Here is a 26,282-nt window from a genome sequence, read left to right as displayed (position 1 = left end):
TTGCTGCTCTAGTATTGTCGTCGGTAGTTCGTGACCGGTTCCATGCCCAGATGTTTTTTTGTGTTGGCGTGTCGGAAAACTGCATTTTTTATTGGGTTATTCTCTGAAGTCGGCAGACCCGTATTCTCGGGTCGTTGAACCTGTGATTTGCTGTATCACGGATGACTTCGCATGAGGTCCGCCGTAGAGGTTTGTACTAGCCTTACGAGCTATCTTCAGTTTTTTAATGACTCTGTATCGTGTCGTAACGGCCATTTTTTGTGCTGCTCGCTTTGGCGGCCAGTGCTTTTTTGATGTGGGGGCGTTTCCTTGGCAGTCAGTAATCTGGATATGCACGCGTTATTCGTGCTGGGTGATTTGCGCGCAAAGTTGGTCAAGCAGTTTCAATCTCGGTTTGTCTACGTCACTGAACAGACGCCGGAAGGTATCTATATCGCCGAAATCGATACCGAAACGGCGCTGGTCGTGGATGACAAGCCACGTCTGGAACTCAAAGTAGGTGACCATTTTCGCGCAGCGGTATTGCCCAGCCGCGAAGGTGGCAAGTTCGAATTGAGGTTTCGCGATATCAAGTTGACCGTGTACGGCCTCGGCGACTATGCCTTTGTGTCGTCGAACGAAGGCCAGGGTATTGTGTTCAAGGAAGGCCACAGCGTGATGCTGGTATTCGCCGCCCATGAGCAATTGCAGGAAGGGTTGACCAAGACCCTGAAGGCCGTGACCGGCAAAGCCGCCAAATGGCGCAAGGGTGAACTGGTGACCTTCAAGGCCAGCGAGTAGGCGATAAATACGCTGTGCATCTTTGTCTTTTGGAACCTCTACTACAGTTGAGTTGACTTAACTATTCAGGGGCTTCGCGCATTCGCAGCAAAGCCGTTCGCCATGACTGCGAGAACGCGAGGTGCACAGGCATGAAAGGATTGAAGTCACTGCTGGCGGCGGGCCTGACGACCCTGAGTTTGTCACTGCCGGTATCGGCTGCCCAGGCACCGGTGCATTTTGCCGACCTGAACTGGGAAAGCGGCAGCCTGATCACTGAAGTACTGCGTTTTATCGTCGAGAAGGGGTATGACCTGCCCACCGACACCTTGCCTGGCACCACCATTACCCTGGAAACCGCCCTGGCCAAGAATGACATCCAGGTGATCGGCGAGGAATGGGCCGGTCGCAGCCCGGTATGGGTCAAGGCCGAAGCCGAAGGCAAGGTGGCGGGCCTGGGCGATATCGTCAAAGGCGCGACCGAAGGTTGGTGGGTGCCGGAATACGTGGTCAAGGGTGACCCCTCTAAAGGTCTCAAACCCCTGGCTCCAGACCTGAAAGGCGTACAGGACCTGGCACGCTACAAGGACGTGTTCAAAGACCCTGAATCTCCAGGCAAGGGGCGCTTTCTCAACAGCCCCATCGGCTGGACCTCCGAAGTGGTCAACAAACAGAAGCTCAAGGCTTACGGCCTGGACGACAGCTACGTGAACTTCCGCAGCGGTTCGGGGGCGGCGCTGGATGCGGAGATTGCCTCGTCGATTCGCCGAGGCAAGCCCGTGCTGTTCTATTACTGGTCGCCAACCCCGTTGATGGGACGCTATAAATTGATCCAGCTGGACGAACCGCCATTTGATGCAGATGCGTGGAAGACCCTGACTGACGCAGACAACCCGAACCCGAAGCCGACACGCTCATTGGCTTCCAAGCTGAGCATTGGCGTGTCGACACCTTTCCAGCAGGAACATCCACAGATTGCCCAGTTCTTCGAGAAGGTCGAGTTTCCCATCGAGCCGCTTAACAAAGCCTTGGCGACGATGAGCGAGCACCACACGCCGCCTCGGGAGGTGGCCCAGGCGTTCCTCAAGGAACATCCGCAAGTGTGGAAGGCCTGGTTGACGGAAGATGTGGCGCAGAAGGTCGAGGCGAGCCTCAAGTAAGCGCCAGTCTTTGTATCGAGTGAAGATCAAAATGTGGGAGCTGGCTTGCCTGCGATGACTGAGTGTCAGACACCACCTTTTGCTGCTGCCCCACCGCTATCGCAGGCAAGCCAGCTCCCACACTTGATTGTATTTCAGCTTTAAAACTTGGTTTGTACGGCTAGCTCAAAGGTCCTCGGTGACCCCAGATAATACGCCGGCGACACGTGGGCAAACTCGGCATACACCTCATTGGTCAGGTTGCGCACGCGCCCGGTTACCGAGGTGTTCGCGTCGAGCTTATAGCGCAGGAACGTGCCGAACAGCGTATAGGCCGGCACGGTCTGGGTGTTGGCATTATCGGCATACACCTGGGCGACATAGCGCGCATCCACCCCACCTTGCCAATCCTCGGCAAAATCGTAGGTCAGCCATAGGTTGCCCACGCGCTTGGGCACGTTGGTTGGCGTGTTGCCCTTGCGCGACACCACGGCGCCGCTGGCGATTTTCTCGTTGAACTCATCGTACTGCGCGTCCACCCAGGCGAAGTTGCCTTCGGCCAATAGCCTCGGCGTGATGCGCAACGAGGTGGCCAGTTCGATGCCCTTGGACGACTGCGCGCCCACCGGGATGCTGCTGGTCGGGTTCAGCGGGTCGGTGACGGCGAAGTCCTTGCGTTCGATCTTGTACGCGGCGACCGTGGCGGAGCCGCGACCTTCCAGGTAATCAAACTTGCTGCCGATTTCCCATTGCTTGCCGGTGGACACGTCGAACACCTGGGTGGTGGTATTGGGCTGTTCGACGGCGGTGCTGTATTGCACATAGACGTTGGCGGAGGGGATGAACTGATAGGTCAGGCCCACCCGGCCCGTTACCGGATCCCAACTGCGCTTGAAGTGCCGCGGGTTGGTGGCGGTGATGGTGCGGTGGTTGGTCACGTCCAGATCGATGGCGTCATAGCGCAGGCCGGTCAGCAGCGAGAGCTTGTCCGTCAGTCCCAGACGGTTTTCCACGAACAGTGCCTTGGTAGTCACCTGGTTGGTCTTGTCCTGGACGAAACCCGGCTGAGTACCGGGAATATCATAGAAGTGCCCTGGGTCGTAGTGGTTCGGGTCTACGGTACTTTTACCCGGCACGTTCAACGGACTGTTAGTAGTGCTGTTGACCTTGTACTCAAACCCCCCGGACCAGGTGGTGGCAAGGCCGAACACGCTGGTGTCATGGCGCAGTTCGAATTGGTTGCCGTTCTGCTCGCCCTGATGCCGCACCTGATAGGCCGTCGAGCGGTTCACCGCGCTGTTGTTGGCGTTGTATTGATAGGTCTCCAGGTTGCGGTAGTCGCGCTGGCTGTCGAGGTGGTAGAGGGTATTTTTCAGTGTGGTGCTGTCGTTGATCCGGTAGTCGATGATCGAACGTGCCCAGACCGTGCGTTGCTCATAACGGCCGTCGGCAACGTTGTAGTTATTGAAGCGGTTGTGCTTGTCGATCTTCAGCTCACCGGCCTTGGGGTTGAGTACCGGCGTGCCCCAATACGGGCTGTCTTCATGCTCGTCCTGATACTCCAGCGCCAGGGTGTGGGACAGATTCGGGGTGAGGTCGCTGAGCAGGGAAAACGCTACGCTCCAGGCATCGCGCTGGTTGCGGTCGATGTAGCTGTGATTGGTGTTGCGGCTCACATCCAGGCGGGCGTAGTGCTGCACCTCGGCGCCGGGTTCGGTCAGCGCATGGTTGAGGCCGAACGCCATACCGGCGGTGTCGTAGCTGCCATAGCTCAGTTGGCCTTCGACGGCCTGTTCCTCGCGGCTTGCCAGCTTGGTCACGTAGTTCAGCGAGCCACCTACGGAGCCTGCGCCGTTGATCAAGGAGGAGGGGCCGCCTACCAGTTCCACGCGGTCATAGATCCACGCATCCACCGGCCGCGCCAGGCCCGTGGCGACATTGATGCCGTTGAACATCTGGGTGATCTGGCTGCTGGTAAACCCTCGGTACGAGACAAACCCGCCAAACCCAGGCGGCGCGCTGGCGTTGACACCGGGCAGGGTATTGGCCGCATCGCGGAAGGTCTTGGCGCCGTGGCGCTCGATATCGTTGCGGTTGGCGATGGCCACCGACGCCGGGGTTTCCCGCACGCTCAGGCCCAAGCGCGAGGCCATGCCGCTGGATTGGTCCAGGGTCAGCCCAGGCTCGGCACTTTGCTCGCCGTCAATGGTGGTCGGCGCCAACTCAAGGGCCGAAACGCAAACAGGCAGGCAGCCGAACAGGCCCGCCAACAGGGGTAAATGTTTCATGGTTGAATCCTGAAAACTTGGCTCGAAAACAACGCACTGCTCTCCGTACTCCTTACGGAAACGAAGCGGTGCAGATCAGAAAGCGCAGGGATCAGGCGAGGGCAGGTGGCGCGCGCGGGTTAGCCGCAGGCCAGGTGAAGCGGGCAGGAATGTCAGCGGCGAGCACCACCGCTGCGGGCGGCGCATGGGGTTGTGGCAGGACTGCCACATTCAGGTGGGAGTTGAGCGCCGGGCCCATGCCGCCGGTAGAACACAGCGGGCAACCAAACGCCTTCGACAGCGTTGGCAGGCTCTCATCCGTAGAATTGCTGGGCAGCGGCGCCTGGGTACTTGGGTCCACCGTACAGAATTGGCCACTGATGCCGTTGAGCTGCATCCCCACCATCTGCCCATGACCAATGCTGCAGGCGAACACATTGAACAGGACGCAGCAGTAGAGCATCCAGGCAATGAGCGAGCGGTCGGCACGGGCAAGTTTCATGGGGCGGCACTTTATCATCAGCGACCGACGAAATGCCTGCAAAAAAACTCAGGGCGGCTATCCTCATTCGCACATTTTTGTGGAGCGCCGACCATGAGCTTTGTCATTGCGCGATGGATCGTCGGGGTATTTACCTTTATCAGCATGGTGCATCTGTATTGGGCTGCGGGTGGCAAGCTCGGCAGCCTGGCGGCTATCCCGCAACTGCCCGGAGAGTTTGCCAGCGGGCCGCGACCGGCGTTCAAACCGTCGGCGCTGGGCACTTTTCTGGTCGCGATGGGGCTGGTGGCGATTGCCTTGCTCGTGTGTCTGCGCGCCGGGTTGTATTTCTCACCGGTGTCCCACGGGGCGTTGCAGTGGGGCATCAGCGTGATTGCCGTGCTGATGTTTGCCCGGGCCATCGGGGATTCGGAGCTGGTGGGGTTTTTCAAGAAGGTCGGCGGGTCGAGGTTTGCTCGCCTGGACACCTATTTCTATTCGCCGTTGTGCCTGCTGTTGGGCGCCGGCTTGTTGGTAGTCGCCTGGACCTGATGGAAGTCCTCTGTAGGAGCGAGCGCGCTCGCGAAAAACGTCAACGATGACGCGTTCTTCCTGAATAAGCGCGGCGCTCGTGAGTTTTTCGCGAGCAAGCTCGCTCCTACCTGTTTAACCCTGCCCGATCTCCCGCTCAGTCACCCTCCAGATATTTCTCAGACAAAACACACCCCCCGGTTTTATAGCGCTTGACCTTCCCAGTATGGCAAGCCGGATAAAAACCCAAGTGTCGGTTTGTCTTGAAAATTCCAAGGAGGGTGACGATGTACACCAAACCAGTAAGCCTGATCACCGGGGCGTTAGCCGTAGCGTTGGTGCTGGGCGGATGCTCGGACAATGCGCCGCCAGCCGCAGTCGCCAAGCCACCCGGCGTGCCGGTAGCCCAGGTGGTGGCGCGTGCGGTGACGCCGTTTGTGGAGTACACCGGTTCGTTGACCGCCATCGACCAGGTTCAATTGCGCCCGCGAGTCAGTGGCTATCTGCAAAGTGTCAGCGTGCCCGAAGGCCAGTTCGTGGCCAAGGGCAGCCCATTGTTTGTGATCGATCCGCGTATGTTCCAGGCGGCAGTGAACGCAGCCAAGGCACGTCTGCGCGAGGCGCAGGCCAATGCGTTGTTGGCCCAGGCCGAGCATGGCCGCGCCGAACAGTTGTATGCCAAGAAGGTGGTGGCACGTGATCGTCTCGACACCGCCGTTGCTTCGTTGAACGCCGGCAGAGCGCAGGTGGAGGCCGCCAAGGCTGCGCTGGATACGGCCCAACTGGACCTGAGTTACACCCGCGTCACCGCGCCTATCAGCGGGCGCATCGACCGCGCCCTGGTGACGGAAGGCAACTATGTCACCCGCGGGGAAACACCCCTGACCACGATTGTCTCCATCGATCCCTTGCATGTGTATTTCGATGTGGATGAACGCACCTACCTGCATTCGTTGGCAGCGACGCGGCAACACGCCGGGTCCAAGGGCGAACAAGCCGCCAAGGTCATGGTGGCGATGCTCAACGATACGACCTATGCGCGGGCCGGTCGCGTGGACTTTCTGGCCAACTCGGCCGACCGCAAGACCGGCACGGTGCGCGTACGTGCAGTGGTGGAGAACCCGGATGGGCGCTTGACGCCGGGGCTATTCGCCAAGGTCAAGCTGGATACCGGCGCGGCGCAACCCCGGGTGTTGATTGCCGACCATTCCATCGGCACCGACCAGGGCCGCCGTTATGTGCTGGTTGTCGGTGAGGGCGACAAGACCGAATACCGCCCGGTCGAACTGGGCCCGGTGGTCGACGGCCTGCGGGTCATCGAACAGGGCCTGCAACCGGGCGAGCGCATTGTCGTCAAAGGGCTGGTGCGCCCCGGCATGCAGGTGACACCGCTGGCTGCCAGTATTGACGGCAAGCCGCTTGAGGCACCGTTGGCGGTGGGGGGCGTGCAATGAGCTTCCCACGCTTCTTCATCGACCGACCGATCTTCGCCATTGTCCTCTCGGTGTTGATGATGATCGGCGGCATCGTGGCCTTCTTCCATCTACCGTTGAGCGAATATCCCGCCGTCACGCCGCCTACGGTGCAAGTGACCGCGTCGTATCCGGGGGCCAACCCGCAGGTGATTGCCGAGACGGTGGCGGCGCCGCTGGAACAGGTGATCACCGGGGTCGAGGGCATGCTCTACATGACCTCGCAATCGGCGACCGATGGCCGCATGATCCTGACCGCGACCTTCGCCCAGGGCACCAATGCGGACATGGCGCAGATCCAGGTGCAGAACCGTGTTTCGCGGGCTCTGCCGCGCTTGCCCGAAGAGGTGCAGCGCCTGGGCGTGGTCACGCAGAAAACCTCGCCGGACATCCTCATGGTGGTCCACCTGCTGTCCCCCGACCAACGTTACGACCCGCTCTACATCTCCAACTATGCCTACCTGCAGGTGCGCGATGAGTTGTCGCGCCTGCCGGGGATCAACGATGTGCTGGTGTGGGGCGCGGGTGAATACAGCATGCGCCTGTGGCTCGATCCGGACCTGATCGCCGCCCGTGGCTTGACTGCCGGCGATGTGATTGCCGCCGTGCGCGAGCAGAACGTGCAAGTGGCCGCCGGCTCGGTCGGCCAGGCGCCGGACTCCACTGCGGCGTTCCAGGTCACGGTCAATACCCTCGGGCGCCTGACGGACGAAGAGCAGTTCGGCGATATCATTATCCGCACCGGCGATAACGGCCAGGTCACGCGTTTGCGCGATGTGGCACGTATCGAGATGGGTGCCGATGCCTACGCGCTGCGCAGCCTGTTGGACGGCGAGCCTGCAGTGGCCTTGCAAATCATCCAGAGCCCAGGGGCGAACGCGCTGGATGTGGCGCAGTCGGTGCGCGATACCATGCAGCGCCTGCAAACCAATTTCCCCGAAGGGCTGGTGTCGCGGATTGCCTATGACCCCACCGTGTTTGTGCGCGCTTCCCTGGAGTCGGTAGCCATCACGCTGATGGAAGCGATCCTGCTGGTGGTGATCGTGGTGGTGGTGTTCCTGCGCAACTGGCGCGCGTCGCTGATCCCCTTGATGGCCGTGCCGGTGTCGATCATCGGCACCTTTGCGGTCATGCACCTGATGGGCTTCTCCCTCAATACCTTGTCGCTGTTCGGCCTGGTGCTGTCGATCGGCATCGTGGTCGACGATGCAATCGTGGTGGTCGAGAACGTCGAGCGGCACATCGAGAACGGCGAGGAGCCGACGCAGGCTGCGCGACGGGCGATGGGCGAGGTCACCGGCCCCATCATTGCGATCACCTCGGTGCTGGCGGCCGTGTTCATTCCCACCGCGTTTCTCAGTGGCCTGCAAGGCGAGTTCTATCGGCAATTTGCGCTGACCATCGCGATTTCCACCATCCTCTCTGCGGTCAACTCCTTGACCCTCAGCCCGGCGCTGGCCGGCCTGTTGCTGCGGCCACGGCATGCCGCTGTGGTGCATGACCCGCGCAGCCTGCGTGGTCGCGCCGCACGGCTGTTGGAGGTACTGGGTCGGCCGTTCCAGCGTGCGCCGCAAGCCTATGGCAACACCGTGCGCAAGGTCGTCGGCCGTCGCGGCGTAGCGCTGTTGGCTTACGGCGGCTTGCTCGCATTGACCTGGTTGGGCTTCAACGCGGTACCGGCCGGCTTCGTGCCGATGCAGGACAAGTACTACCTGGTCGGCATCGCCCAACTGCCAAACGCGGCTTCGTTGGAGCGTACCGATGCGGTGGTGCGGCAAATGTCGAAAATCGCCCTGGATGAGCCGGGGGTCGAGAGTGTCGTGGCGTTCCCAGGGCTGTCGGTCAACGGTTTCGTCAACGTCCCGAATGCGGCGGTGATGTTCGTCATGCTTGATCCGTTCAAAGAACGCACCTCGCCGGATATGGCAGCGGTCGCCATCGCCGGGCGCCTGCAAGCCAAATTCGCGAGCATCCCCGACGGCTTCCTTGGTGTGTTCCCGCCGCCACCGGTACCGGGGCTCGGCGTGACCGGAGGCTTCAAGCTGCAGGTCGAAGACCGTGGCGGCGTCGGGCTTGAGGCGTTGGTGCAGCAGACCCAGGTATTGATGACCAAAGCCACTGAGTCAGGCCAAGTGGCCGGGCTGATGACCAGCCTGGACGTCAACGCGCCGCAACTGAATGTCGATATCGACCGCACCCAGGTCAAGAGCCAGGGCGTGCGCCTGGCGGATGTGTTCGAGTCGCTGCAGGTCTATCTGGGGTCGCTGTATGTCAACGACTTCAACCGGTTTGGCCGCACCTACAAAGTCACGGCCCAGGCCGATGCGGACCACCGCATGCAAGCCGAAGCCATTGGCCGCCTGCAGGTGCGCAATGCCGCCGGCGACATGCTGCCGTTGTCGGCGTTTGTCACGGTCACGCCGGGCTCCGGGCCTGACCGGGTGATTCACTACAACGGCTATCCCTCGGCGGATATCTCTGGCGGCGCGATGCCAGGGGTCAGCTCCGGGCAGGCGGTTGCGCTCATGGAGCGCCTGGCCCAGGAGGTACTGCCCGAGGGCGTGACCTATGAATGGACAGACCTGACCTACCAGCAAAAGCTCGCCGGGTCATCGGCCCTGTTTATTTTCCCGCTGTGTGTGTTGCTGGCTTATCTGATCCTCGCCGCGCAGTACAACAGCTGGCTGCTGCCGTTGGCGGTGTTGCTGATCGTGCCCATGTGCCTGCTCAGCGCAATCATCGGCGTGTGGCTGGTGGAGGGCGACAACAACGTGTTCGTGCAGATCGGGTTGGTGGTGCTGGTGGGCTTGGCGGCGAAGAACGCCATCCTGATCGTCGAGTTTGCCCGCAGCCTCGAAGCCGAAGGCGCCAGCCCATTGGAAGCGGTGATCCACGCCTGTCAATTGCGCCTGCGGCCTATTTTGATGACGTCCCTGGCGTTTATTGCAGGCGTAGTCCCGTTGGTGTTTGCCAGTGGCGCCGGGGCCGAGATGCGCCATGCCATGGGGGTTGCGGTGTTTGCCGGGATGTTGGGCGTGACGCTGTTCGGCCTGTTCCTGACGCCCGTGTTCTATGTGGTGATGCGCAGCCTGGCGCTGCGCTTTCAGCGCCAGGGGGCGAGTCCGAAGGTGCAGCTAAAGGAGAGCGCATCATGAAACAGGCGTATCCAGCTATTCTGTTGTCGTTGACCCTGCTGGCCGGTTGCGGCTCGGTGGGGCCGGACTATTCCGCGCCAGTGCTGCCCGCTGCGCAGCGGGCGACGAGCTTTGGCGCGCCCATCGCCGGGGTTGGTCCGGGCGAGGTCGAAGTGCAGTGGTGGCAAGTGTTCGACGAGCCGGCATTGAGCCAATTGATCCAACAGGCACTGGCGGCCAACCACGACATCGGCATCGCCGCCGCACGCCTGGACGAAGCCAAGGCGCTGTTGCGCGAAAGCCGCCAAGGCTTCCTGCCCAGCGGCGGCGCTGCCCTGGGCTACGAGCACCGCCAGCGCAGCGAGGTAGAGACCCCGTTCGGTGAGCAGCGCTCCATTGAAACCACCCGTGCGGCGATGGATGCGGCCTGGGAAATCGACTTGTTTGGCCGCGTGCGTCGCTCGGTGGAGGCGGCCCAGGCCCAGGCGGGGTCGCGTCAGGCGTTGTTGCGCAGCGTGCAAGCGAGCGTCGCGGCGACGGTTGCGGCTACCTGGTTTGACCTGCAAGGGGTCGAGGCCGAACAGGCGGTGGTCGCGGACATCAGCCAGAGCCAGCGCGACAGCCTGGACCTGGTGGGGCAGATGGTCAGCGTCGGCGCCGCCACCGAATTCGACCGGCTGCGTGCCGAGGCCTTGTTGCGCAATGTCGAGGCGGTAGCGCCTGACCTGGAGCGACGTCGCGCCAAGTCAACCAACGCGCTGGCGGTGCTGCTGGGGCAAGCGCCCCAGGGGTTCAAGCCACCGCTGGCCCGGCCTGGGCGTGAAACCTTGAACCTGCGCACGTTGCAGGTGGGAGACCCGGCCGGCTTGCTGGCGCGCCGCGCCGATATTGCCGCAGCCGAGCGCACGCTGGCGGCTGCGACCGCGCAGATTGGCGTGGAAACCGCTGGCTTGTATCCGGACATCCAGGTGCAGGGTTCCATCGGTTTACTGGCCGGAAGTCTCAGCGCCCTGGGCGATGCGGGCATGCAGTCGAACTTTATCGCCCCGGTGATTCGCTGGTCGTTGCTGGACACCGGGCGCGTACGTGCGCGGATTGCTGCCAGCGAAGCGCGCACCCAAGCCGCCTTGATCGCCTATGACCAGACCGTGTTGCGGGCCTTGCAGGAAACCGATGATGCGTTCCAGGCCAACCGTACCGCGGGCAACGCCCTGAGCTTGCGGCTGCTGGAAGCGGCGGCCAATCGTGAGGCGGCCAGCTTTGCGCGCGAGCGGTTTGCGCAAGGCGAAGGCGTGTACCTGGACGTGCTTGAGGCCGAACGCGCGGACTTCACCAGCCGCCGAGCGTTGACGGCGGCGCGCACGGAACAACGCTTGGCGGTGGTGGGGATCTATAAGGCACTGGGTGGTGGATGGGAGATCTGTGAGCGGGCAGGGCAGGCGTGCAAGGGGGCCACGGTGTTGCGCTAACGCTGATGATACGACGCGGGACCTGCGGGAGCTGGCTGGCCTGCGATGACGGTTCACCCGCCGGCCCATATGTAACTGATACGCCGCGATCCAACTGTGGGAGCGGGCTTGCTCGCGAAGGCGGAGTGTCAGTCACTGAATCTCTAACTGAACCACCGCTTTCGCAGGCAAGCCACAATGCCAGTCAGTTAAGGGCTTTTTGTAGGAGCGAGCTTGCTCGCGAAAAAATCACAGGCGCCGTGTTCATTCAGCAAGCACGCGTTATCGTTGACGTTTTTCGCGAGCAAGCTCGCTCCTACAGTAGGCGATGACCACTTAACTGACTGGTATTGAGGCAAGCCAGCTCCCACATTGGCCATGTATTGCCACAGAATCAACGCCTGGCACAAATCCCCTGTGGGAGCGGGCGTCCCTACCCACATTGGTTATGTACCTTCGACAACGCTACAGCGTTGTGCAAATACCCGTCCTCGCCTCAGGCAAACAGGCCAAGATTGCGCGCCTGGACAGTGCGGTGTCAGTCATACTGGCAAGCATGACTTTCGACTCGCCTCTCGCCGCTTACCAACATGCCATCGCCCAGCCAGGTTTCGTCGACGACGACGCCCAGCGCCGGGCGGTACAAACCCTGCAAGCCTGTCACGAGGCCTTGCACCAAGGGCGTTCGCCGATTGCCGGCGTTTACCTGTGGGGGCCGGTGGGGCGTGGCAAGACCTGGCTGATGGACCAGTTTTATCAAAGCCTGCGGGTGCCCGCACGGCGCCAGCATTTTCACCACTTCATGGCCTGGGTTCACCAGCGCTTATTCCAGCTCACAGGCACCCAGGACCCCTTGCAGGCGTTGGCCCGGGAGTTGAGCCAGGCGGTGCGAGTGCTGTGCTTCGATGAGCTGTTTGTGAATGATATCGGGGACGCGATCATTCTCGGCCGCCTGTTCCAGGTGATGTTCGAGGAAGGCGTGGTGATGGTGTGCACGTCCAACCAGCCGCCCGACCAGCTGTATGCCGGTGGCTTCAACCGTGAGCGTTTCCTGCCGGGTATCGACGCGCTCAAGCAGCATATGCAGGTGGTGGCCGTGGACGGTGGCGAGGATCATCGCTTGCATCCCGGCGTGGGCATGCAGCGCTATTGGGTGAATCAACCCGATGCATTGGCGGCGGTATTCCGACAATTGAGCCAAGGCCAGACTATGACCAGCGGGGCGGTAAGCGTAGGGCACCGCTCCATCATGACGGTGCAGGCCAGTGACACCGTGCTTTGGTGTCGTTATGCCGACTTGTGCGAGCAACCCCTGGCCGCGATGGATTTCATGCTGTTGTGTGATCGCTTCCACGCCATCCTGCTGGGAGACGTCCCCAACCTCAGTGCACAAATACGCCCCGGCCGAATTGCCCGTGGCACCGAAGACGGCGCTGAGCGCGTGGTGGCCGGGGATCGAGAGTTGCCGCCGTTGTCGGTGCACGATGACAGCGTGCGACGTTTTATCGCGTTAGTGGACGAATGCTACGACCGCAAGGTGCCACTCTTTATTGACGCCGAGGTGCCGTTGCACAGCCTGTACACCGAAGGCTACCTGGAGTTTCCTTTTCGCCGCACCCTGAGCCGCCTGCAAGAGATGCAGCTGCAACGCTTCGCCACTTAGGAAAAATCGCCGCTCCAGAGCCTATTGCACGCTTTGATGCGCGCAACCTTCGCACTTTCTGTCAGTTATTTGTCGCTTATCTCCTTCATCTACTGACGACTCCACGCTTACAATCGCACCTCTCAAAGGGAAACGATTCCCTGGTTGTCGCTATCGAGGAAGGAAATGGACACCCCAGACATCCTGGTGCTGCAAGCCAGCTATACCAACGCCGTGCATGCCGATGCCATTGGCCTGCTGCTCAACCAATACGCTGAAGACCCTATGGGCGGCGGCCACAGCCTGCCAGCCGATCTCTTGCAGCAACTGCCAGCCGAACTGGCCAAGCGCCCACACGCGTTCAGTGTGCTGGCATTTGTCGGGGGTGAGCCAGCGGGGTTGGTCAACTGCTTCGAAGGCTTCTCGACTTTCGCCTGCCGGCCCTTGGTCAACGTCCACGACGTGATAGTGAAGGCGCAATTTCGGGGTTTTGGGTTGAGTCAGAAGATGCTGCAGAAGGTCGAGGAAATTGCCCGGCAGCGCGGTTGCTGCAAGATCACCCTCGAAGTGCTGGAAGGCAATGCACTGGCGCAATCGGCCTATCGCAAGTTCGGGTTCGACGACTCCGTGTTTGATCCCGCCCATGGGCGGATGCTGTTCTGGAGTAAACCGTTGTAATAATTAGTCGGCAAAAAAAGGGCGCCGTTAAAGGGCGCCCAATAAACCTTTGCCAACGGAGCGGAATGGCGCAGGGTGCTACGGATTAAGTAAGCATTAACTCAGCTGTTCGGTTGCGCCGGATCAACAGTCTCAGACTTGACCGATTTACCATCGGCACTGGCAACTTGCTGCTCAGCCTTGCCGTGGGTTTTTTCCTGAATGAAGCTGAAGTTGTTGTAGAACTCCTTGGAACGCTCTGCACCGCCCTCTGCAAAGGCGGCGGCGGAGGTCAGGGTCATCAGGCTGGCAAGCATCAAGGTCGAGAGTTTCATAGTGGTATTCCCATTAAAAGTGATAGGTGTCCGGTCGCTCCGTGATCAGATCATGGCGCGACTATGGCGTTATCTTATTAAGTGGGAATTAACGGGAGATGCCGTTGAAATTAACAGTTTTGTTAACTTCAACGTGCGAGGCTATAACTTCCAATCCAATGCCAGCGTGACGGAACGCGGCTCGCCCCAATACACCCCGTTATAAAAACCAACGCGCTCGTAATATTTCTTATCAAAGAGATTATTCACGTTGATTGACGCCGAAACCTGTTCGTCGAACTGGTAGCGCGACATCAGGTTGACCACGGTGTAGCCCTGTTGCGTGATTTTCGCCCGGGTGGTTATTGGCCGGCCTTCGCTGTTGCGCTGCCCGGTCGGTCGGTTGCTGAAGTCGTAGGTTTCGCTCTGCCAGTTCACGGCGCCGCCGACTGTCAGGTTGCGCCAGGCGCCCGGCAGGCGATAGGCGCTGGAGATCTTCACCAGGTTCAAGGGTTGGCTGGTGTTATTGCGTTTGTCCGAGCCATTGACCGAATGGGTGTAGGTGTAGCCGGCGGTCAGGTTCCAGTCCGGCGTGATTTCCCCGGCGGCCTCCAGCTCGAAGCCGTTGACCTTGTTACCTTTGCCACCGGATTTGTAGTACTCCTCGCCCGTGACCGGGTTCGGCGGGACTGAGTCATCCCGCTCGGCGACGTTGTCCTGGGTGCTCCAGAAGTACGCGGCCGCCAGGTTCAAGCGCTCGTCCAGCACGCTGCCCTTGAGGCCCACTTCGTAGTTGCTGCCAACCACCGGCTCCAGGTACTTCTTGTTGGCATCACGGTTGTCTTGAGGTTTGAAAATGTCGGTATAGCTGGCGTAGACGGTGTACTGCGGCGTTATGTCGTAGAGCAGGCCGGCGTAGGGCGTCCACATATCATTGTGGGTCTGGCTGGTTTTGCCCGAAGCGGTCAGTTGGTCGTTGGCATCGTATTTGGGCTCTGCGCTTTCCAGCTCCCAACTGCCGTAACGGCTGCCCAGTACGGCGTGCAAGCGGTCCGTGAGGCTCAGCCTTGTGGCCAGGTAGCCGGCTTTCTGTTGCTTCTTGCTGTGCTCACCCTTCAGGTCGGTCACTTGGTCGGTGAACTTGCCGATGCCGCCCATGTGCTTCCAGTCCTGAATGGGGTAATAGCTGGCTGGCAGGTCGCTGCGCATGAAGGGCGAGACATCCCGTTGGGCGGCTTCGCCATACCCCATCATCAGCGCGTGTTCGCGGCCCAGCAGCGTGTAGCTGCCGGCCAGGTTGAAGTCGATGGCCTCCATGCGCGAAGTACCGCGCATATGGCTGGCCCAGGCCGTCATACCGCTGCGGTCGGGGTTGGGGAAGCCGGCGCCGCCGTAATACACCTTGCCATCGGTGTCGCTCTGGCGATGGGTATAGGCGGCCTTCAGGTGCCAGTCGCCGCCGAGCCGATGGTCGAGTGTGGCGAAGGTGGTCTTGTCGGTCAGCGGCCAGGAGCTCCAGTGCGCCGCCATGTTGGTGGAGCGCGGCAGCCTGGCCTTGCCGCCCTGGCTGTTCCAGTAGGGCACGGTGCCCCAAGAGGTGCCTTGCACCTGTTTATTCTGGTAATCAAAGCCGACGGCCAGCACGGTATCGTCGGAAAGATCGCCTTCAAGAATGCCGTAGCCCACTGCCCGCTGCAGCCCGTAGTTGTCACGAAAAGACTGACTGTCGCGGTAGGCCAGCACGCTGCGCCCGCGCAGCTTGCCGTCGAATGCCAGCGGGCCGCCCACGTCAATGTAGCTGTAGTAGTTGTCATGGCTGGCGCCACTGATGCCGGTCTTGGCCTGCCACTGGGCGGTAGGGCGTTTGCGCACCATGTTGACGGTGGCCGATGGGTCGCCTGCGCCCGTGGTCAGGCCCGTCGCGCCGCGCACCACTTCGATGCGGTCGTAGATGATGGTGTCGGCGTCGGTCTTCATGTAGCCGAAAGTGTTGAGCATCCCGTCAACCTGGAAGTTGCTGATGCCATAGCCTCGGGCGGAGTAGTAGACACGATCGGAGTCGTAATGCTGAACGTTGACGCCCGTGGTCTGGCGCAACACATCCGTCAGGGTATTGAGATTGAAGTCGTCCATCTGCTGGCGTGTGACCACCGAGATCGATTGCGGGGTTTCCTTGACGGAGAGATTCAGCCGCGTGGCGGTGCTCATCGAACCGGTGGTGTAGGCGCCGGTGTGCTCGGTGGTAGCGCCCAGGCCGTCGGCGCTGATGGTGGTCGCGCCCAGTTCCAGGGCTTTGGCGGGGGCTGTATCGGAGGCGGTGTCGGCCAGCGAATCCGGGCTCAGCGCCAGGCTGAACAGGCCGAGGGTAAAGGTCATGGAACGGGTGAAGGGGGCGAACATCGCTGCAGACTCCTTGTCGTCTTTGATACCTCCCCAGGCAGGGAGGGCTTGGTTCAAAGACGAAAGGAGCTGCGGAACTTTAGGCTCAAACGATAATGATTGTTATCTTTCTGTTACAAGACCCTGGCTTACTTGGCCACCACTTCGGCGCTGTCGGCCTTCTTGGGCTTGATCAGGCTGAAGTCGATCAGCGCCTTCTGCTTGGTCTCGTAAGGGTTGCCGATCAACAGGGGGCGTGGCTTGAAGCTGTCGCTCACCAGGCTCTTGCTGTGGTCCAGCTCATCGAAATTCAAGCCTGCCATGTCGGCCCAGGTGTGGATCAACTGCGAACTGCTATAAGGCCGTTGCAAGTCGCCGGCGAAGCTCCAGTCGTGACTTTCGCGCCATTTGGGCGAGGCGTAGGCCATGAACGGGATGGTGTACATCGGCGCGGTCGGCTTGCCTTCGTTACGGCCCAAGGTGTCGTGGCCGGCGGAGTCGAACACGTCTTCGCCGTGGTCCGAGAGGTACAGCAAAAAGCCGTTGGGGTCGGTCTTGGCGTAGTCTTTGATCAGGCTGGAGACCACGAAGTCGTTGTACAGCACCGCGTTGTCATAGCTGTTGTAGGTCGGCAACTGCGCATCGCTGACACCCGCCGGCACGCCCTGGCGGTCGGTGAACTTGTCGAAGGTCGGCGGGTAGCGGTACTGGTAGCTCATGTGAGTGCCCAGCAGGTGCACCACGATGAACTTGCGTTCGGCGGTATCGGCCAGGGCCTTGGAAAACGGCGCCAGTACGTCGCCGTCGTACTGACGGGCGTTCTGGTTGCGGTTGTTGTTCAGGTACACCTGCTCGTCGGCCTGTTCGGAAAAGGTCGTGAGCATGGTGTTGCGCTTGGTCATGGTCTGCTGGTTGGTGATCCAGAAGGTCTTGTAGCCGGCCTGTTTCATCACGCTGACAATCGAGGGTGTCTTGAGGTACAGGTCCGGGTTTTCTTCGTCAGCGAAGGTCAGCACCTGTTGCAGCGCTTCAATGGTGTAGGGGCGCGGGGTGATGACGTTATCGAACACGGCCAGTTGGTCGCGCAGCTTGTCCAGTTCCGGCGTGGTGTTGCGCGGGTAGCCGTAGAGGCTCATGCGCTGGCGGTTGGTCGACTCGCCGATGACCAAGACAAGTGTGGACGGCTGGCCGGCCATGCTGTCCTTGAGGTTGTTCAAGGGCGGGATCTTGCTCGCACTGGTGAGCATGCCTTGCATATTGTCCAGCTGCTCGGTGTAGCGACGGTAGGCGACGATCATCTGCCAAGGCACGGCAGGCTCGATGCGGGTTTCGAAACGGTCGATGGCCAATTCCATGGTTTCGCTGGTGGCGATCTGCTTGACCAGTGGGTAGCCCACCACCGCCAGGACGATGGCAATGGCTGCCACGATCGACTGGCCGCGAGGCAGGTACACCGGGCGCAAGCGCGTCCACAGGAAGATGGCGAAGGCGGTGTGGGCAATGAACGCCAGCACGATCCACCAGGCAAAGTATTGGGTGGCATATTCGCCGGCTTCAGAGATGTTCGACTCGAACATGATGAAGATGACGCTCTGGGAGAATTCCTGCTGGTAAATGAAGAAATAACCCAGGCTCGCCATGGAGCAAGCCCACAGCACCACGCCGATCAAGGCGGCGAGCAGGCGCGTACGACGCGGGAACAGCAACATCGGCGCCAGCCACAGCGCACTCATGAAGAAGGCCTGGCGGAAGCCACTGAAGCCGGAGGTGCCGGTCAGTTGGATAAGAAGTTGGGTAATACCCGAGAAATACCAGAAAAACAGGAATAACCAGCCAAGGCCGGCCCAATCAAAGCCTTTCGCAGTCGTCGTGCTGCGTTTGAACATCGCCATCCAGCGCCCCATCAGAAAAAGATTGTCGCGCACAGGCGCGCAACATCGGGCCGCCCAGGAAGTGAGCGGCATCGCGGAACGGGAGTATCAAGAGGGGAATGTGAAAACTTTGTGAGTTTTCTGTAGGTATTGCCTTACAACGCGTTCGGCGCGGGCATCAGCACAGGGCTGGCTTGGCATCCGAGGGCTGATCGAGATGGGCTTGAAGGTGTAAACGCAGGCGCAGGACTTCCTGTTGCAACTGATCGCGCTCGTCTTTCAACTGGCGCAATTCATCGCGACGGATAGTGACGTAGAGGGTCTGTGGCGGACGGGTCATCTGTGCTGTGCTCATTGCTTACCTCGCAAATAGCCGGTAGATCGCGGTGCCAAAACAGGTTTTTGGCAACAGTCGGAAGCAAGTTTGAATTCTTTTTCGCGGCAAGGGAACTTTTTTATTTTTTATGGTCGTGTGACTTTTACCGGGATGATGGTGAAACGATGGCAACTTTTTTGTCATGAAACTACACGGATCCGCTCTGGACTAACCCTCATTAGCCTCATTGCGCTATAAACTATGTCACACATTTTTTAGAAGTTAGGAGCATCAGCACATGCAACTGGGGATTATCGGACTAGGCCGCATGGGCGGTAACATTGCGCGGCGCCTGATGCTCAATGGGCATACCACCGTTGTATACGACCGTAACGAAGCCTTCGTCAAAGCCTTGAGCGAGGAGGGCGCCACCGGCGTCGCCGGCTTGAAAGCGCTGGTGGCCGGCTTGCAAAAACCCCGTGCTGTCTGGGTAATGTTGCCGGCGGGCGCGCCCACCGAAGACACCATCAACGCACTGAGCGAATTGCTGGAAGACGGCGATGTGATCATCGACGGCGGCAACACCAACTACAAGGACGACGTGCGTCGCGGCAAGGCCCTGGCTGAAAAGGGCCTGCACTATGTGGACGTGGGTACCTCGGGCGGCGTCTGGGGCTTGGAGCGTGGCTATTGCATGATGATCGGTGGCGACACCGAGACCGTGAATCGCCTCGACCCGATCTTCAAAAGCCTGGCGCCGGGCCTGGGTAACATCCCGCGCACCAAGGACCGTTCGGCCTCTGCCGACCCACGTGCCGAGCAGGGCTACATTCATGCCGGCCCAGCGGGTTCGGGGCACTTCGTCAAGATGATCCACAACGGCATCGAGTACGGGATGATGCAGGCGTTTGCCGAAGGTTTTGACATCCTCAAGACCAAGAACTCGGAAAACCTGCCGCAAGACCAACGCTTTGACCTCAACGTTGGCGACATCGCCGAAGTCTGGCGTCGTGGCAGCGTGGTGTCGTCCTGGCTGCTGGACCTGACCGCCGACGCCCTGGCCACCGACCCGAAGCTCGACGGCTACTCGGGCTCCGTGGCCGACAGCGGTGAAGGCCGTTGGACCATCGAAGCGGCCATGGAGCAGGCGGTGCCGGTTCCGGTGTTGTCCACATCGCTGTTTGCGCGTTTCCGTTCCCGCCAGCAGAGCACCTACGGTGACAAAATGCTGTCTGCCATGCGCTTCGGCTTTGGCGGCCATGTGGAGACTTCCAAAAAATGACCGCCAACGGCAAGAAACCCACGGCCGAACCCGCTCCACCCACCACGTTGTTTCTGTTTGGTGCCCATGGCGACCTGGTCAAGCGCCTGCTTATGCCGGCGCTGTACAACCTGAGCCGCGACGGGTTGCTGGGCGATGGCCTGCGTATCGTCGGCGTTGATCACAACGCCATCAGCGATGCGGACTTTGCCAAGAAACTCGAGGACTTCATTCGTACCGAAGCCTCCAGCAAAGTCAGGGGCAATGCCGAGAACGCCCTCGACCCCGCGTTGTGGGCGCAATTGGCCAAGGGCATCAGCTACGTCGAGGGTGATTTCCTCGACGACAGCACCTATGCCGATATCGCCAGCAAGATCGCTGACAGCGGCACCGCCAACGCGGTGTTCTACCTGGCCACCGCTCCGCGCTTTTTCAGTGAAGTGGTGCAGCGCCTGGGCAGTGCCGGCTTGTTGAATGAAACCGATGATGGCTTTCGGCGCGTGGTTATCGAGAAGCCGTTCGGCTCCGACCTGGCCACCGCCGAGGCGCTCAACGCCTGCCTGCTCAAGGTGATGAGCGAGAAGCAGATCTACCGCATCGACCACTACCTGGGCAAGGAGACGGTACAGAACATCCTGGTCAGCCGTTTCTCCAACGTGCTGTTCGAAGCGTTCTGGAACAACCACTACATCGATCACGTGCAAATTACTGCCGCTGAAACCGTCGGCGTTGAAACCCGGGGTAATTTTTTCGAAAAAACCGGCACCTTGCGCGACATGGTGCCCAACCATCTGTTCCAGTTGCTGGCAATGGTCGCCATGGAGCCGCCGGCAGCCTTTGGTGCCGATGCGGTGCGGGGTGAGAAGGCCAAAGTGGTCGGTGCGATCCGCCCTTGGTCGCTGGAAGATGCGCGGGCCAACTCGGTGCGCGGCCAATACACCGCTGGCGAAATCGCCGGCAAGCCATTGCCCGGCTATCGCGAAGAAGCCAACGTCGCGCCGGACAGCAGCACCGAGACGTTCGTCGCGCTAAAAGTGATGATTGATAACTGGCGTTGGGTCGGTGTGCCGTTTTATCTGCGTACCGGCAAGCGCATGAGCATCCGCGACACCGAGATCGTGATCTGCTTCAAGCAGGCGCCTTATGCGCAATTTCGCGATACCGAAGTCGATGAACTCAAGCCCACTTACCTGAAAATCCAGATCCAGCCGAACGAAGGCATGTGGTTCGACCTGTTGGCCAAGCAGCCTGGGCCGACCCTGGAGATGGCCAATATCGAATTGGGCTTTGACTACAAGGACTTCTTCGAGATGCAGCCGTCGACGGGTTACGAAACCCTGATCTACGACTGCATGACTGGCGATCAGACCCTGTTTCAGCGCGCCGACAACATCGAGAACGGTTGGCGTGCGGTGCAGCCGTTCCTGGATGCGTGGAAGCAAGATGATGGTATCCAGGCCTACAAGGCCGGTGAAGATGGCCCAGCGGCGGCCGATGCCTTGCTGGCCCGCGATGGCCGCGCCTGGCACAGCCTCGGATGAGTGACGCGACGATTCATCCCATCCGGTTTGTCCTCAGTGATGTGGACGGGACGCTATTGCATCCCGACCACAGCCTCAGCCAACGCACCGCCGATGCCATTTGCGCTATGCGCGAGGCCGGGGTGATTTTCAGCCTGGCCAGCGGGCGTCCGCCCAAGGCCATGCGGCATTTGATCGAGACCTTTGGCATCGATGTGCCGGTGGCTGGCTTTAATGGCGGTACGTTGGTCAACCCGGATGGCAGCATCCTGGTTGCTCATCATCTGCCGGCGGAAGCGGCGCTGATCACCCTGGCGCTGTTTTCCACCGAGCCGGACGTGGAAGTCTGGGTGTTTGCCGATGGCGACTGGCTGCGCCGTGATCCGCCCGGGCCCATGGTGCAGCGCGAAGCCGATGGCTTGGGCTATGGGCCGGTAGTGGTGGAGAGTTTCGAGCCTTACCTGGACAGGGTCGACAAGATCGTCGCCGCCAGCAACAACACCCAGTTGTTGGTGGAGCTGGAAGCGCAATTGCAGCCGAAGGTGCAGGGGTTGGCCCAGGTCTCGCGTTCGCAGCCGGTGTATCTGGACGTGACCGCGATGCTGGCCAATAAAGGCGAAGCCTTGAAAACACTGGCTGAACACTTGGGCGTACCGCTTGCGCAAACGGCTGCGATTGGCGACGGTGGCAATGACCCGGCGATGTTTCATGTGGCGGGACTGTCGATTGCTATGGGCCAGGCCGAAGAAACCGTCAAGCGCCAGGCCAATGTGGTCACCGGCAGCAATGTCGAGGACGGCGCCGCCGAGGCGTTCGAACGCTTTATTCTCGCCGCACGTTAAGCGTGCAAGTATGACTGTACAACTTCCAGCTCAAGTTTTACTTGGGCTGGAAGTTGCTGCATTGCATTACTTTGGCATCGCCCAGTGTTGCAACTGGTGGCCATCTTTATCGAGCTCGGCGCGGGCCTGCAACAACAGGTTTTCAAGTTGAGCCGGGTCGGTATAGGCAGTAGAGGACAACTGTTTGCTGCCGATACGGGTGTTGGTACGGTCGATGACGCTCAGGCTGAGGGCGCCATTGCCATCGTGCCAGGCCACGCACTGAAAGGGCTGGAAAGCACGGTCTGCAATCAAAAGAGCTTCGTTGATGCGCAGCGGAGCGTTCATTTGGGTCTTCTCTCTGTATGCCCATTCAAGTGAGTACCGGCGGTTGGGCTGACCGTGCGGTGGGTTACTTGTACTGATGCACGATGGTGGGGTGCGGGTCACATGCTAGGGCAAGAAATTTTAACTTTCCCTGATTGACGTCATGTAAGCGGCTGTTTTGAAAGCGCAATAAGCGTTTCACCGACGGGCAACTTCTGGCGCGCTACTAAATACACATGGCTTTTTGCCCGCACTTATAGCGAAACAGTACAAGGTAAGCGTCAAGATCTTGCTAGGGTTACCAGCAGTTGCCACAAACTGTTGTTTCTAAATAACTTTAACAATTTTGGCGCCAAGGAACAGTCATGATTGTGACACCCGCCCAACGCCGCTTACTGGTGGTCGACCCCTGTGACGACTGTCACGGGCTACTACCTGGTTTACGCACTGCCGGCTGGGAAGTGGACAGCTGTGCCTTGGAGGCGGTGGGTGAGCGTTCCTGTGATGTGGGCCTGCTGCGTTTGCAACGTGACCACCTGGAACGTCCCGAAGCGGTCAAGGAGTTGATTGGTCGCAGCGGCACCGAGTGGATCGCCGTGCTCAGCCAGGATGTACTGCGTTTGCAGAACGTCGGCGATTTTGTCTGCGAATGGTTTTTTGACTTTCATACCTTGCCCTTCGATGTGTCCCGGGTGCAGGTGACCCTGGGCCGTGCGTTCGGCATGGCGCGCCTGCGTGGCAAGGGCTACGCGCCGGTGGATGAGCCCCATGAATTGCTGGGCGAGAGCCGTCCCATTCGTGAGTTGCGCAAATTGTTGTCCAAGTTGGCGCCTACTGAGTCCCCGGTGTTGATCCGCGGTGACAGCGGTACGGGCAAAGAGTTAGTGGCCAAGACTTTGCACCGCCAATCCCAGCGGCACGCCAAGCCGTTTGTCGCGATCAATTGTGGCGCCATCCCTGAACACCTGATCCAGTCCGAGCTGTTCGGCCACGAAAAAGGCGCATTCACCGGCGCCCACCAGCGCAAGATCGGGCGTATTGAAGCGGCCAACGGCGGCACCCTGTTCCTCGATGAAATTGGCGATCTGCCGATGGAGCTGCAAGCCAACTTGTTGCGCTTTCTTCAGGAAAAACACATCGAACGCGTTGGCGGCAGCCAGCCGATCCCGGTGGATGTACGCGTGTTGGCTGCCACCCACGTCAACCTCGAGGCTGCGGTGGAGAAGGGCGCTTTTCGCGAAGACCTGTATTACCGCCTGAATGTGCTGCAAGTGGTCACCGCGCCGTTGCGCGAACGCCATGGCGACGTGGCGATGCTGGCCAACCACTTTTCACGTTTCTACAGCCAGGAAACCGGACGGCGCCCGCGCAGTTTCAGCGAAGAGGCCTTGGTGGCGATGGGGCAACACCCGTGGCCGGGCAATGTACGTGAACTGGCCAACCGCGTGCGGCGCGGCCTGGTGCTGGCCGAAGGGCGGCAGATCGAAGCGGTCGACCTGGGGCTGCAAGGGCAGCAAGTTATTTCGGCGCCGATGGCGACATTGGAGGACTACAAGCACCGTGCCGAACGCCAGGCGCTGTGCGATGTGCTCAACCGGCACAGCGACAACCTCAGTGTTGCCGCCCGCGTGTTAGGGATTTCCCGGCCAACGTTCTACCGGTTGCTGCACAAACACCAGATCCGCTAGGGCGGATAGTGCACCAAGGCCCTCTGTAGGAGCGAGCTTGCTCGCGAAAAACGTCAACGATAACGCGCGTTTCCTGAATAAACTGCGGCGTTTATGGGTTTTTCGCGAACAAGCTCGCTCCTACAGGCATTAGGGCAAGCCCCCTCCCACACACTCAGAAGTAATACGGGAATTTCAGGCTGAACGTAAAGTCCGGCGCATCATCGGTCATGCCAATCGCCAGGTTCGGCACGATGGTCAGGTTATCCGAGGCGGCAATCGTCATGCCCACGTTGAAATAGCCGGCGTTGGCATCGCTGGACACCACCGATTGCCAGTCGCCGCCATCCGGCTTGAGTTTGCTCTTGCGCTGCACCAGGTCGGAAACCGAGAACGACATGCTCATCTTCTCGTTCAGGGCAAAGGCGACGCCGACCCCGAACTGGAAGCTGTCGCCCAGGCGTACCTTGCCTCCCACCTTTTGATTGACTTGACTGCTGATGTCATCGAAAGAGTCTTCAAAGTTATGGGTGTACGACAACGAACCGAACAGCACGGCCGGATCGAAGGTCTTGACCAGGGAGATGCCCGGTGTGACCGACCAGACCCCGTTGCCCGTAGGCAGGCTTTCGGGCACGTAGAGGTTGTCGTTGTTCGGTTGCTGGACCAGTTTGATGCCAAAAGGCTCCTTGCCCGTCGGTGCCTTGACGCGCACGGATACCACCGCATCCGGCAAGGTCGAGGTTTCGTCGAGGAACTTGTAGGCCACGCCAAAGTTGACATCGCCGATGGTCGGGTCACGAGTCACGGAACCTTCGGAGGTGGCAGTGGCGTCGTTGCCGGCGCCGCCCGATTGGTAGGTGGACTCGCGGTACACCACCGGCACGTTCAGGTCGAACTGCCAGCGGTTGTCAACGTTGTAGCGCCCGGTGAGGTCCAGGGTCCAGCTGTCGGACTTGATCCGGTCCAGGTTGATGTTGCCCAGGAAAATCGAGTCCAGCGCCAGGAAACCATTGAGCGTCAACTGGCGCGCGTCATAACGGGCATAGGTGATGCCGGTTTCCACGCTGAACTTGCCATTGCCGAAAAAGCCGCTGGCCTCGTTGTACAGGTTGCTCACACTTTGCGCAGGGGCCGAGTCGTCCTTGAGGGCCTGGCCGTAGGAGCTGCCACCCCCGCCAGCGCCACCGGATGCCGCGGCTGCGCCCGTACCGCTAGCCGCGACAGTGTTAGCGCCGTTCTTGAAGTCGGCCGGTGATTTGGCCAGGCGCCTGGGGGCGGGCGTTGCCGGCTGATCCTCGACCTGGCGCACACGTTGTTCCAGCACGGCCAAGGCTTTTTGCTGCACGTCGTAGCGTTGCTTGAGTTCTAGGAGTTCTTTCTTCAGGGTTTCGATGTCAGCGTCTGGCGCGGCATACAGCACGGATGCGGGCAAGAGCGTACTCAAACAAACCACCGCACGTAGCGATAACGATCGATGCATGAAATAAGCCGTCCTTTTCTAATACGTAAGTGTCGAGGGTCAGCGTAGTTCAATAACCCAGCGTGCGTAGGCCCTTGAGTTGATCCAGGTTGCAGTTCAACGCGCCGTTGTTCAGGCCGTTACTGTTCATCACGACGTTGATCTGGGTGATGTTTCTGACAAGGTTGCTATCGCCGGTCAATACCGTGCCCTGCAGCACATTCCCCGCGCCGATCTGTTGCAGGCTGTTGCCCTGGTTGTGATTGGCCTGGATGGCCATCTGCACGCCGCCATTGTTGGCCGATACGCTGACACGGCCCGCGGCGCTGTCCCCGGTCACTGTGCCGCCCGCCACCAGCACCTGGCCGGACTGCAGGTTATTGGCGGGGGTAACCCCATTTTCGACGTTGATGCCCACATTGTTGTAGGCGGCGTTGCCATCGCCGGCGGCGCGTACACTTTGGGTCACGCCCTGGCCGCTGCCGAGGCCGGCACCACCGACCACATTTCCGGTGCCCGTGTTGGGGCGCGTGCCGGTACCGGTCGAGCCGGTGGTTTGCACGTAGAACTGTGGAGTAATGGTGGTCTTGTCGATGTGCATGTTGGCCGTGCCGGTGATGTTGTCACCGACGGCATTGGTCCAGGTGCTGCTCATGACAATGCCAAAGCTGATGATGCGCCCCGGCATCACGTAACGGCCACGCAGCTCGGCCATTTCGGCGTCCTTGAGTTCGATGGGCTTGAACCCCGAGGACGCATAAGCAGGCATTGAGGCGGCCAGACACAAGACCGTCAGCCAACGGGAAGTGTTCAT

21 protein-coding genes are annotated in these 26,282 nt (G+C 60.3%); 12 read left to right on the top strand and 9 right to left on the bottom strand.

Annotated elements, in window-relative coordinates; translation table 11 throughout:
* Window positions 1-330 precede the first annotated feature (330 nt).
* Together BUE92_RS17135 and BUE92_RS17130 are read left to right on the top strand one after the other, a co-directional pair.
* Window positions 331-780, top strand: coding sequence for a hypothetical protein (locus BUE92_RS17135; RefSeq protein ID WP_052199932.1), 450 nt, complete (start codon window positions 331-333; stop codon window positions 778-780).
* A gap of 131 nt (window positions 781-911) precedes the next feature.
* Entirely contained in the window at window positions 912-1,919 is a 1,008-nt protein-coding gene (locus BUE92_RS17130; protein ID WP_073525172.1) for an ABC transporter substrate-binding protein, read from the top strand.
* A 140-nt stretch (window positions 1,920-2,059) separates the two neighbouring features.
* Here BUE92_RS17130 and BUE92_RS17125 read toward each other — a convergent pair whose 3' ends face one another.
* The gene (locus tag BUE92_RS17125) at window positions 2,060-4,186 is read right to left on the bottom strand and encodes a TonB-dependent receptor (protein WP_073525171.1); all 2,127 of its coding nucleotides are present in this window, start codon (window positions 4,184-4,186) and stop codon (window positions 2,060-2,062) included.
* A gap of 91 nt (window positions 4,187-4,277) precedes the next feature.
* On the bottom strand, window positions 4,278-4,667 hold the full coding sequence (locus BUE92_RS17120; RefSeq protein ID WP_073525170.1) for a DUF2946 domain-containing protein: 390 nt from the start codon (window positions 4,665-4,667) through the stop codon (window positions 4,278-4,280).
* Window positions 4,668-4,760: 93 nt separating this feature from the next.
* On the opposite strand from BUE92_RS17120, the gene BUE92_RS17115 reads away from it, so the two are divergent.
* The 6 genes from BUE92_RS17115 (at window position 4,761) to BUE92_RS17085 (ending at window position 13,551) form a co-directional block, all read left to right on the top strand.
* Window positions 4,761-5,198, top strand: a complete 438-nt coding sequence (locus BUE92_RS17115; RefSeq protein ID WP_073525169.1) for a DUF3995 domain-containing protein — start codon at window positions 4,761-4,763, stop codon at window positions 5,196-5,198.
* Window positions 5,199-5,464: 266 nt separating this feature from the next.
* The gene (locus BUE92_RS17110) at window positions 5,465-6,631 is read left to right on the top strand and encodes an efflux RND transporter periplasmic adaptor subunit (RefSeq protein ID WP_073525167.1); all 1,167 of its coding nucleotides are present in this window, start codon (window positions 5,465-5,467) and stop codon (window positions 6,629-6,631) included.
* A complete protein-coding gene (locus BUE92_RS17105) occupies window positions 6,628-9,804 on the top strand; it encodes an efflux RND transporter permease subunit (RefSeq protein WP_073525165.1) in 3,177 nt (1,058 codons plus the stop codon). The genes BUE92_RS17110 and BUE92_RS17105 overlap by 4 nt, the downstream gene beginning before the upstream one ends.
* The gene (locus tag BUE92_RS17100) at window positions 9,801-11,252 is read left to right on the top strand and encodes an efflux transporter outer membrane subunit (RefSeq protein WP_073525164.1); all 1,452 of its coding nucleotides are present in this window, start codon (window positions 9,801-9,803) and stop codon (window positions 11,250-11,252) included. Before BUE92_RS17105 ends, BUE92_RS17100 begins: the two co-directional genes overlap by 4 nt.
* Before the next feature lie 535 nt (window positions 11,253-11,787).
* Window positions 11,788-12,894 (top strand): cell division protein ZapE, encoded by a 1,107-nt coding sequence (gene zapE, locus BUE92_RS17090; RefSeq protein ID WP_073525780.1) that lies wholly within the window; start codon window positions 11,788-11,790, stop codon window positions 12,892-12,894.
* 165 nt (window positions 12,895-13,059) lie between these two features.
* Window positions 13,060-13,551, top strand: a complete 492-nt coding sequence (locus BUE92_RS17085; RefSeq protein WP_073525162.1) for a GNAT family N-acetyltransferase — start codon at window positions 13,060-13,062, stop codon at window positions 13,549-13,551.
* A 101-nt stretch (window positions 13,552-13,652) separates the two neighbouring features.
* Here BUE92_RS17085 and BUE92_RS17080 read toward each other — a convergent pair whose 3' ends face one another.
* From BUE92_RS17080 to BUE92_RS28510, 4 genes are all read right to left on the bottom strand, one after another.
* Window positions 13,653-13,865, bottom strand: coding sequence for a hypothetical protein (locus BUE92_RS17080; RefSeq protein WP_073525161.1), 213 nt, complete (start codon window positions 13,863-13,865; stop codon window positions 13,653-13,655).
* Between the two features lie 141 nt (window positions 13,866-14,006).
* Window positions 14,007-16,244 (bottom strand): TonB-dependent siderophore receptor, encoded by a 2,238-nt coding sequence (locus BUE92_RS17075; protein WP_073525160.1) that lies wholly within the window; start codon window positions 16,242-16,244, stop codon window positions 14,007-14,009.
* A gap of 128 nt (window positions 16,245-16,372) precedes the next feature.
* Window positions 16,373-18,115, bottom strand: a complete 1,743-nt coding sequence (locus BUE92_RS17070) for a phosphoethanolamine transferase CptA (RefSeq protein ID WP_073525159.1) — start codon at window positions 18,113-18,115, stop codon at window positions 16,373-16,375.
* Window positions 18,116-18,272: 157 nt separating this feature from the next.
* Window positions 18,273-18,449, bottom strand: coding sequence for a DUF6026 family protein (locus BUE92_RS28510; protein WP_256673978.1), 177 nt, complete (start codon window positions 18,447-18,449; stop codon window positions 18,273-18,275).
* Between the two features lie 259 nt (window positions 18,450-18,708).
* Here BUE92_RS28510 and gnd point away from each other — a divergent pair, with 259 nt between their 5' ends.
* The 3 genes from gnd to BUE92_RS17055 are packed head-to-tail and all read left to right on the top strand — an operon-like array spanning window position 18,709 to window position 22,033.
* On the top strand, window positions 18,709-19,692 hold the full coding sequence (gnd, locus tag BUE92_RS17065) for a phosphogluconate dehydrogenase (NAD(+)-dependent, decarboxylating) (protein WP_073525156.1): 984 nt from the start codon (window positions 18,709-18,711) through the stop codon (window positions 19,690-19,692).
* The gene (zwf, locus tag BUE92_RS17060) at window positions 19,689-21,212 is read left to right on the top strand and encodes a glucose-6-phosphate dehydrogenase (RefSeq protein WP_073525153.1); all 1,524 of its coding nucleotides are present in this window, start codon (window positions 19,689-19,691) and stop codon (window positions 21,210-21,212) included. Before gnd ends, zwf begins: the two co-directional genes overlap by 4 nt.
* A complete protein-coding gene (locus tag BUE92_RS17055; RefSeq protein ID WP_073525152.1) occupies window positions 21,209-22,033 on the top strand; it encodes a Cof-type HAD-IIB family hydrolase in 825 nt (274 codons plus the stop codon). The genes zwf and BUE92_RS17055 overlap by 4 nt, the downstream gene beginning before the upstream one ends.
* A 66-nt stretch (window positions 22,034-22,099) precedes the next feature.
* On the opposite strand, the gene BUE92_RS17050 is transcribed toward BUE92_RS17055, so the two are convergent.
* Window positions 22,100-22,360 carry a hypothetical protein gene (locus tag BUE92_RS17050; protein ID WP_073525151.1) on the bottom strand — a complete coding sequence of 87 codons (261 nt, stop codon included), beginning with the start codon at window positions 22,358-22,360 and terminating at the stop codon, window positions 22,100-22,102.
* Between the two features lie 344 nt (window positions 22,361-22,704).
* Here BUE92_RS17050 and BUE92_RS17045 point away from each other — a divergent pair, with 344 nt between their 5' ends.
* A complete protein-coding gene (locus tag BUE92_RS17045; RefSeq protein ID WP_073525150.1) occupies window positions 22,705-24,027 on the top strand; it encodes a sigma-54 dependent transcriptional regulator in 1,323 nt (440 codons plus the stop codon).
* A gap of 154 nt (window positions 24,028-24,181) precedes the next feature.
* On the opposite strand, the gene BUE92_RS17040 is transcribed toward BUE92_RS17045, so the two are convergent.
* Together BUE92_RS17040 and BUE92_RS17035 are read right to left on the bottom strand one after the other, a co-directional pair.
* A complete protein-coding gene (locus tag BUE92_RS17040; RefSeq protein ID WP_032892089.1) occupies window positions 24,182-25,489 on the bottom strand; it encodes a hypothetical protein in 1,308 nt (435 codons plus the stop codon).
* A 49-nt stretch (window positions 25,490-25,538) separates the two neighbouring features.
* A complete protein-coding gene (locus BUE92_RS17035) occupies window positions 25,539-26,282 on the bottom strand; it encodes a hypothetical protein (protein WP_073525149.1) in 744 nt (247 codons plus the stop codon).

Origin of the sequence: Pseudomonas fluorescens (genome assembly GCF_001902145.1) — a bacterium.
Lineage (GTDB): Bacteria > Pseudomonadota > Gammaproteobacteria > Pseudomonadales > Pseudomonadaceae > Aquipseudomonas > Aquipseudomonas fluorescens_BV.
The sequence above is the reverse complement of the archived record's forward strand: the minus strand, read 5'-3'. Positions and strand labels throughout refer to the sequence as shown.

Excerpts from the sequence above, each read along its gene's own strand:
- BUE92_RS17135 (WP_052199932.1), top strand. The coding sequence starts at position 331 with ATGCACGCGTTATTCGTGCTGGGTGATTTGCGCGCAAAGTTGGTCAAG.
- BUE92_RS17055 (WP_073525152.1), top strand. The coding sequence starts at position 21,209 with ATGAGTGACGCGACGATTCATCCCATCCGGTTTGTCCTCAGTGATGTG.
- BUE92_RS17085 (WP_073525162.1), top strand. The coding sequence starts at position 13,060 with ATGGACACCCCAGACATCCTGGTGCTGCAAGCCAGCTATACCAACGCC.
- BUE92_RS17105 (WP_073525165.1), top strand. The coding sequence starts at position 6,628 with ATGAGCTTCCCACGCTTCTTCATCGACCGACCGATCTTCGCCATTGTC.
- gnd (WP_073525156.1), top strand. The coding sequence starts at position 18,709 with ATGCAACTGGGGATTATCGGACTAGGCCGCATGGGCGGTAACATTGCG.
- BUE92_RS17070 (WP_073525159.1), bottom strand. The coding sequence starts at position 18,115 with ATGGCGATGTTCAAACGCAGCACGACGACTGCGAAAGGCTTTGATTGG.
- BUE92_RS17045 (WP_073525150.1), top strand. The coding sequence starts at position 22,705 with ATGATTGTGACACCCGCCCAACGCCGCTTACTGGTGGTCGACCCCTGT.
- BUE92_RS17040 (WP_032892089.1), bottom strand. The coding sequence starts at position 25,489 with ATGCATCGATCGTTATCGCTACGTGCGGTGGTTTGTTTGAGTACGCTC.
- BUE92_RS17080 (WP_073525161.1), bottom strand. The coding sequence starts at position 13,865 with ATGAAACTCTCGACCTTGATGCTTGCCAGCCTGATGACCCTGACCTCC.
- BUE92_RS28510 (WP_256673978.1), bottom strand. The coding sequence starts at position 18,449 with ATGAGCACAGCACAGATGACCCGTCCGCCACAGACCCTCTACGTCACT.
- BUE92_RS17110 (WP_073525167.1), top strand. The coding sequence starts at position 5,465 with ATGTACACCAAACCAGTAAGCCTGATCACCGGGGCGTTAGCCGTAGCG.
- BUE92_RS17120 (WP_073525170.1), bottom strand. The coding sequence starts at position 4,667 with ATGAAACTTGCCCGTGCCGACCGCTCGCTCATTGCCTGGATGCTCTAC.
- zapE (WP_073525780.1), top strand. The coding sequence starts at position 11,788 with ATGACTTTCGACTCGCCTCTCGCCGCTTACCAACATGCCATCGCCCAG.
- BUE92_RS17035 (WP_073525149.1), bottom strand. The coding sequence starts at position 26,282 with ATGAACACTTCCCGTTGGCTGACGGTCTTGTGTCTGGCCGCCTCAATG.
- BUE92_RS17130 (WP_073525172.1), top strand. The coding sequence starts at position 912 with ATGAAAGGATTGAAGTCACTGCTGGCGGCGGGCCTGACGACCCTGAGT.
- BUE92_RS17100 (WP_073525164.1), top strand. The coding sequence starts at position 9,801 with ATGAAACAGGCGTATCCAGCTATTCTGTTGTCGTTGACCCTGCTGGCC.
- zwf (WP_073525153.1), top strand. The coding sequence starts at position 19,689 with ATGACCGCCAACGGCAAGAAACCCACGGCCGAACCCGCTCCACCCACC.
- BUE92_RS17050 (WP_073525151.1), bottom strand. The coding sequence starts at position 22,360 with ATGAACGCTCCGCTGCGCATCAACGAAGCTCTTTTGATTGCAGACCGT.
- BUE92_RS17125 (WP_073525171.1), bottom strand. The coding sequence starts at position 4,186 with ATGAAACATTTACCCCTGTTGGCGGGCCTGTTCGGCTGCCTGCCTGTT.
- BUE92_RS17075 (WP_073525160.1), bottom strand. The coding sequence starts at position 16,244 with ATGTTCGCCCCCTTCACCCGTTCCATGACCTTTACCCTCGGCCTGTTC.
- BUE92_RS17115 (WP_073525169.1), top strand. The coding sequence starts at position 4,761 with ATGAGCTTTGTCATTGCGCGATGGATCGTCGGGGTATTTACCTTTATC.